Origin of the sequence: Leptolyngbya subtilissima AS-A7, from assembly GCF_039962255.1 — a bacterium.
GTDB lineage: Bacteria > Cyanobacteriota > Cyanobacteriia > Phormidesmidales > Phormidesmidaceae > Nodosilinea.
The window spans coordinates 392,192-399,027 of sequence record NZ_JAMPKY010000006.1 but is presented as its reverse complement, the minus strand read 5'-3'; the positions used below and the strand labels follow the sequence as shown (position 1 = coordinate 399,027).

Annotated in this window: 5 protein-coding genes and 1 pseudogene; 4 read left to right on the top strand and 2 right to left on the bottom strand. The window is 57.3% G+C overall.

Annotation, left to right across the window (positions count from 1 at the left end; translation table 11 throughout):
• The 4 genes and pseudogenes from psaA to kefC form a co-directional block, all read left to right on the top strand.
• Window positions 1-555 (top strand): annotated as a pseudogene (psaA, locus tag NC979_RS15550) (photosystem I core protein PsaA); the annotation flags it as partial.
• Window positions 556-676: 121 nt separating this feature from the next.
• Complete coding sequence (gene psaB / locus NC979_RS15545) at window positions 677-2,905, top strand: photosystem I core protein PsaB (protein WP_190515600.1); 2,229 nt, start codon at window positions 677-679, stop codon at window positions 2,903-2,905.
• Between the two features lie 507 nt (window positions 2,906-3,412).
• Window positions 3,413-4,048 carry a glutathione-regulated potassium-efflux system oxidoreductase KefF gene (kefF, locus tag NC979_RS15540; protein ID WP_190515597.1) on the top strand — a complete coding sequence of 212 codons (636 nt, stop codon included), beginning with the start codon at window positions 3,413-3,415 and terminating at the stop codon, window positions 4,046-4,048.
• Window positions 4,041-5,924 (top strand): glutathione-regulated potassium-efflux system protein KefC, encoded by a 1,884-nt coding sequence (gene kefC / locus NC979_RS15535; RefSeq protein WP_190515595.1) that lies wholly within the window; start codon window positions 4,041-4,043, stop codon window positions 5,922-5,924. Before kefF ends, kefC begins: the two co-directional genes overlap by 8 nt.
• Window positions 5,925-6,012: 88 nt before the next feature.
• On the opposite strand, the gene NC979_RS15530 is transcribed toward kefC, so the two are convergent.
• Entirely contained in the window at window positions 6,013-6,453 is a 441-nt protein-coding gene (locus tag NC979_RS15530) for a hypothetical protein (protein ID WP_190515592.1), read from the bottom strand.
• Window positions 6,454-6,573: 120 nt separating this feature from the next.
• The gene (locus tag NC979_RS15525) at window positions 6,574-6,729 is read right to left on the bottom strand and encodes a hypothetical protein (RefSeq protein ID WP_190515591.1); all 156 of its coding nucleotides are present in this window, start codon (window positions 6,727-6,729) and stop codon (window positions 6,574-6,576) included.
• Window positions 6,730-6,836 lie beyond the last annotated feature (107 nt).

Here is a 6,836-nt window from a genome sequence, read left to right as displayed (position 1 = left end):
CTGGGCTTCCGGTTCCCCTGCGACGGTCCGGGTCGGGGTGGCACCTGTCAGGTTTCCGGTTGGGACCACGTGTTCCTGGGCCTGTTCTGGATGTACAACTCGATCTCGATTGTAATTTTCCACTTCAGCTGGAAGATGCAGTCTGACATTTGGGGCACGGTGAGCCCTGATGGCACGGTAAGTCACATTACGGGTGGCAACTTTGCGGCTAGCGCCATCACCATCAACGGTTGGCTGCGCGACTTCCTGTGGGCTCAGGCCTCCCAGGTAATCGGCTCCTACGGTTCGGCGCTGTCGGCCTACGGTCTGCTGTTCTTGGGTGCTCACTTTGTGTGGGCCTTTAGCCTGATGTTCCTGTTCAGTGGCCGTGGCTACTGGCAAGAGCTGATTGAGTCCATTGTTTGGGCTCACAGCAAGCTGAAGGTAGCGCCTTCTATTCAGCCTCGCGCTCTGAGCATCACTCAGGGTCGGGCTGTGGGTGTGGCTCACTACCTCCTCGGGGGGATTGCCACGACGTGGGCCTTCTTCCTGGCTCGAATTATCGCGGTGGGATGACCCGTTTGGTCATGGGATTCCCGTAGGGGCACGGCATGCTGTGCCCCTACCAACCCCAATCTGCTGCACTTCAACGAATTGCGTTTTCTGACCCATTCGTACATCAAACCTGTTTTGATTCATGGCAACTAAATTCCCAAAATTTAGCCAGGACCTGGCCCAAGATCCGACCACGCGTCGGCTCTGGTACGGGATTGCCACGGCCCACGACTTTGAAAGCCACGATGGCATGACGGAGGAGAATCTTTATCAAAAGATCTTCGCCTCCCACTTTGGCCACTTGGCAATCATCTTTTTGTGGACTTCAGGCAACCTGTTCCACGTCGCCTGGCAAGGCAACTTTGAGCAGTGGGTGAAAGACCCGCTGGGTGTGAAACCAATCGCTCACGCGATTTGGGATCCGCAATTTGGCCAACCCGCTGTGGATGCCTTCACCCAAGGCGGGGCCAGCTATCCGGTTAACATCTCATTTTCCGGGGTCTACCACTGGTGGTACACCGTCGGTATGCGCACCAATGCTGACCTCTACAGCGGTGCCCTGTTCCTGCTAGTTTTGTCGGCGATCTTTTTGTTCGCTGGCTGGCTGCACCTTCAACCCAAGTTTCGGCCTAGCCTGGCCTGGTTCAAAAACGCTGAGTCTCGCCTGAACCACCACCTGGCTGGTCTGTTTGGCGTCAGCTCGCTGGCTTGGGCCGGTCACCTGATTCACGTGGCTATTCCCGAAGCTCGGGGGCAGCATGTGGGTTGGGATAACTTCCTCTCGGTACGGCCTCACCCCGCTGGGTTGAAGCCTTTCTTTACCGGTCAGTGGGGGGTCTATGCCCAAAACCCAGACACGCCAAACCACGTGTTTAACACCAGTGACGGGGCCGGTTCAGCGATTCTCACCTTCTTGGGTGGGTTTCACCCGCAAACCGATGCGCTGTGGCTGACGGATATTGCCCACCACCACCTGGCGATCGCGGTGATCTTCATCATTGCGGGCCACATGTACCGGACTAACTTCGGTATTGGCCACGACATGAAGACCATCCTGAATGCGCACCGACCCCCCGAAGGCACTCCCTTTGGCGGTGCGATTGGGGAAGGCCACAAGGGCATTTACGACACCTACAACAACTCGCTGCACTTCCAGCTAGCGTTTCACCTAGCGGCCCTAGGGGTGGTCACCTCCCTGGTGGCGCAGCACATGTACTCGATGCCGCCCTACGCCTTTATTGCTAAGGACTACACCACCCAGGCGGCCCTCTATACCCACCACCAGTACATCGCTGGATTCATTATGGTGGGGGCCTTCGCCCACGGGGCCATCTTCCTGGTGCGCGATTACGACCCCAAAGCCAACCAGAACAACGTGCTATACCGCGCGCTGGAGCATAAGGAAGCAATCATCTCGCACCTAAGCTGGGTGTCGCTATTCCTGGGCTTCCACACCCTGGGTCTGTACGTGCACAACGACGTGGTGGTGGCCTTTGGCACCCCCGAAAAGCAGATTCTGGTTGAACCAGTCTTTGCTCAATGGATTCAAGCTTCCCACGGCAAGCTGCTCTACGGCATGGATACTCTCCTATCCAACCCGGACAGCCTTGCGACGACGGCTTGGCCTAACTACGGCAACGTGTGGCTCGGCGGCTGGCTAGATGGCATTAATAGCACTACCAACTCGCTGTTTCTGACCATTGGCCCTGGCGACTTCTTGGTTCACCATGCGATCGCCCTCGGCCTGCACACCACCACCCTGATCTTGGTCAAGGGTGCGCTGGATGCCCGCGGTTCGAAGCTGATGCCCGACAAAAAAGACTTCGGCTACAGCTTCCCCTGCGACGGCCCTGGCCGTGGCGGTACCTGCGACATCTCCGCGTGGGATTCGTTCTACCTGGCGATGTTCTGGATGCTGAACACCCTTGGTTGGGTGACCTTCTACTGGCACTGGAAGCATCTCACCCTGTGGTCGGGCAACATTGCCCAGTTCAACGAAAACTCGACCTATCTAATGGGCTGGTTCCGCGACTACCTGTGGCTTAACTCGTCGCAGCTAATCAACGGCTACAACCCCTACGGCATGAATAACCTCGCGGTTTGGGCCTGGATGTTCCTCTTTGGGCACCTGGTTTGGGCTACTGGCTTCATGTTCTTGATCTCCTGGCGGGGCTACTGGCAGGAGCTGATCGAAACTCTGGTTTGGGCCCACGAGCGCACTCCTCTGGCGAACCTGGTTCGCTGGAAGGACAAGCCCGTTGCCATGTCCATCATCCAGGGTCGGGTTGTGGGTCTGGCTCACTTCACGGTGGGTTACATCCTCACCTACGCGGCCTTCTTGATAGCCTCGACCTCCAGTCGATTTGGCTAACTGGGATAGCTAATCCCTCGTAGGGTGGGCATTGCCCACCTTACACCCCTGGCGTAAACGGGTGGGTTCCCATGAGCCAACCCACCCCGCTCGCCGGACACCTTTTTCTAAGAGAAAAAGAAATTCTTTATTCAAGCAAGTTCCTAACGAAAAAGATCTCTAGCGGTGGGCTGTGCCACCCTACACAAGACTCACCCAAATACTTACCCACAACAAGAGTCTTCTTTTCAGCATTTTGAATAATCTGAGGTGTGTGAGCGGCTCCCTACGATCGCCCTCTGCCACTTCCTAACCTTGAGACGGATGGAGACTCTCCGCTTCTCAAGAGTCCTGGTTCTTCGGGGTAGTTGAGCCAGGACTTTTATTAGCTATGTAACTAGAAGGATAGGTGGGGCACCGCCACTGATGGCTTAGATCGTATACAGTTGCGGTGGCAAAACCGATGGCCTCAAACCGACTCCGTAGGGTCATCGCGCTAGGGCCAATCTGCTCTTTTTTTCTGTGGCTATGACTCCTTCCAACCGGATTTTGGTGCTCTTTGCCCACCCTGCCCTCAACAAGTCCCGTGTTAACAGTCGGCTGGTGCAGGCGATCGCCGACTTAGAGGGGGTCACCCTCCACGACCTCTATGAGGAGTATCCCGACTTCCATATCAATGTGAAGCGCGAGCAGCAGCTTTTGATCGACCACGACATCGTGGTGTGGCAGCACCCTTTTTACTGGTATAGCAGCCCCGCCATTCTCAAAGAGTGGCAAGACCTGGTGCTCGAATATGGCTTTGCCTACGGCCACGAGGGTACAGCTCTGCAAGGCAAAAAATGCCTTTCCGCTATTTCGACGGGCGGCAGCAATCAGGCCTATCAGCGGGAAGGCTACAACTACTACACCATCGCCGAGCTGCTAGCCCCCTTTGCCCAAACCGCGCGGCTGTGCGGCATGGACTATCTGCCGCCGTTTGTTGTCCACGGCACCCACCAGCTGCTTGACGGCCCCGAAATCAGCGATCGCGCCCAAGAGTACCGCACCCTGCTTCAGGCCCTGCGCGATAACCAAATCAACTGGGCGGCGCTGCCTGGCCTGACCCAGCTCAACCAAGATTTGAGCCAGGTATTGCTCGCTCCCGAGGTGGCCCCCCATGCATAGCGAAGACTTTTTTTTTCAGGCGTTTATCTACCTCACGGCGGCGGTGCTGTCGGTGCCCGTGGCCAAACGGCTGGGGCTGGGGTCGGTGCTGGGCTACCTGATTGCGGGAGTGATTATCGGCCCCTTTGTGCTGGGCCTGGTGGGAGAACAGCAAGACGACGTCATGCATTTCGCCGAATTCGGCGTGGTGATGATGCTGTTTTTGATTGGCCTAGAGCTGCGGCCTTCGCTGCTGTGGCAGCTGCGGGGGCCAATCTTGGGGCTGGGGGGCTTGCAGGTGGCGGTGACCACCGGGGCGATCGCCCTGATTGCCCTGCTGGTGGGCCTGCCCTGGACTATGGCCCTGGCCATCGGCATGATTTTATCGCTCTCGTCGACGGCGATCGTGCTGCAAACCCTAAACGAAAAGGGCCTGATGAGAACCGAGGCGGGGCAGGCCTCCTTCTCGGTGCTGCTGTTTCAGGATATTGCAGTGATTCCCATGCTGGCCCTGCTGCCCCTGCTGGAAATGGGCCAGACTGCGACCGGCCCCCATGCCGCAGTGCTGGTGGCCACGGCCGAGGCCAGCGGAGGCTTACCCGCTTGGCAGCGAACCCTGCTGGTGATGGGGGCTGTGGGGGGCATTATTGTGGTCGGTCGGTTTTTGATGCGGCCAGTATTTCGGTTTATTGCCGATACGCGCCTGCGGGAGATGTTTACGGCGACAGCCCTGCTGCTGGTGATTGGCATTACCCTGATCATGCAGATGGTAGGGCTATCGCCTGCTCTGGGCACCTTTGTCGCCGGGGTGGTGCTGGCCGATAACGAGTATCGCCACGAGCTAGAAACCGACATTGAACCGTTCAAAGGCCTGCTGCTGGGCCTGTTCTTTATCTCGGTGGGGGCCAGCATCGACTTTAATGTGCTGGCCCGCCAGCCCCTGCTGATTTTGGGCTTGGTCATTGGGCTGATGCTGCTCAAGGGGCTGGTGCTGGTGGCCCTGGGGCGTTTCTTTCGGCAGTCGCTCAGCCAGAATCTGCTGTTTGCCATGGCCCTGGCTCAGGGGGGAGAGTTTTGCTTTGTGCTGTTTTCCTTTGCCCAGCAAAGCCGGGTTTTGCCGACGACTGTTACCGCACCACTGGTCGTGGTGGTGGCCCTGTCGATGGCCCTTACCCCTCTGGTGATGATTGCCAATGAGCGGCTGGTGCAGCCCCGCTTTGTGAGCCAGGGCGAGCAGCGAGAACCCGACACCATCGACGATGGCGAAACTCCGGTGATCATTGCGGGCTTTGGGCGCTTTGGCCAGATTGTCAACCGCCTACTGGTTGCCAACGGGATTCAGACTACGGTGCTAGACCACGACCCGGCCACCATTGACCTGCTGCGTCAGTTTGGCCACAAGGTGTTTTATGGCGACTCGTCGCGCATTGAGCTGCTTTATGCGGCAGGGGCCGCTGATGCCAAGCTGTTTGTGATGGCGATCGACGATGTGGAAAGGTCGCTGCAAACCATTGACCTGGTGAAACAGCACTTTCCCCACCTGAAGATTTTGGCGCGGGCTATTGATCGTCGCCATGCCTATGAACTGCTGCGCCGGGATGTTGCCGTCGTGGAGCGGGAAACCTTTGAGTCGGCCCTGAGCTTGGGTGCTGAGGCCTTGAAGCTGTTAGGGTTTCGGGCTTACCACGCCCACCGAGCCGCCCGCATCTTTCGCCATCACGACATTAAGGCTATGCGCGAGGTGGCCGAAACCGAAATGGATATGCCAAAGCTGGTGGCTAAGTCGCAGCAGCTCGCTGCCGATTTGAAGGAAGTTCTTCAGTCGGATAGTTTTGATTTGCCTCGCGAAGTCGACCAGGCTTGGGATACGACGGCGCTGAAAAAGTATGGGGCTTAATACAGGCCAGCGAAAGCATCGTAAGCGCAACTTGGGGGCATAGCGGGCCATGCTCCCAAGACAAATCCCTGGCTAGACTGCTAAACCCTCAATCAGTTGCGATCGCAGCATCGCTAACGTGGCCCGCCGCATCGAGTTTAATCACCAGCCATTCGTAGTCGATGCTAATAAACTTGCGCTCTGGCCCTAGCATGTAGACCATATCGTAGCCGGCAAAGCCGTTTTGGGGTTCTGGCTGGCCGAGCAGCTCGATCACACCCTTCTGGGGTCTGCCTAGCAGCAGGTATTTTGCCAGCAGGTCATCCACCATGCAAAGACGAACGTAGGTGGGCTCGGCGCTGAGAACTGGGTCGTTCCACTGCGCAGCGTTGAACTGGATGTAGCCCCGGCAGTGTTGCCACTCATCCCAGTTGGTTTTGGCCAGCAGCCCACCCACCACCACAAACGGAAAGCTAGTGACCAACACACCCCCCACAATTGCGGCGATCAGCAGACGGCGCTTTGGTTTTGAACGGTGGCCCAGGGGCATTGTGAAGCGAGCCGGTAGCAGGTCTATGAAGACATGCTACCCACGGTCAGCTAAAAATCACAGGCCGGGTTGCAGCGGTGAGAGCGACTGTCAAAGACCGGTCTCAAGGGCGATCGCAGTCTACGAATAGCGGCGTACTTTCCGCTCTAGCTGATGAATTAGCTGCTGAAGCTGCTGATTTTCTTGGCGCAAGGCATTGTTTTCGGCCAGGAGACGTTGGTTTTCTCGCAAAAGGGCCTGGTGATCTAGAGGTAGTTTTGAAGATGAAGCGTACATGGTGCGATCTGGTGACAGAGAATAGCCCACAGCCAGAGAATTTCCCTAGCTGCATACCCTGGGGCTGAGGCAGCAAATTGCAGAGATAGTCTACCTACAGCGGGTTG

Coding starts and splice junctions, on each gene's coding strand:
- psaB (WP_190515600.1), top strand. CDS start 677: ATGGCAACTAAATTCCCAAAATTTAGCCAGGACCTGGCCCAAGATCCG.
- kefF (WP_190515597.1), top strand. CDS start 3,413: ATGACTCCTTCCAACCGGATTTTGGTGCTCTTTGCCCACCCTGCCCTC.
- kefC (WP_190515595.1), top strand. CDS start 4,041: ATGCATAGCGAAGACTTTTTTTTTCAGGCGTTTATCTACCTCACGGCG.
- NC979_RS15530 (WP_190515592.1), bottom strand. CDS start 6,453: ATGCCCCTGGGCCACCGTTCAAAACCAAAGCGCCGTCTGCTGATCGCC.
- NC979_RS15525 (WP_190515591.1), bottom strand. CDS start 6,729: ATGTACGCTTCATCTTCAAAACTACCTCTAGATCACCAGGCCCTTTTG.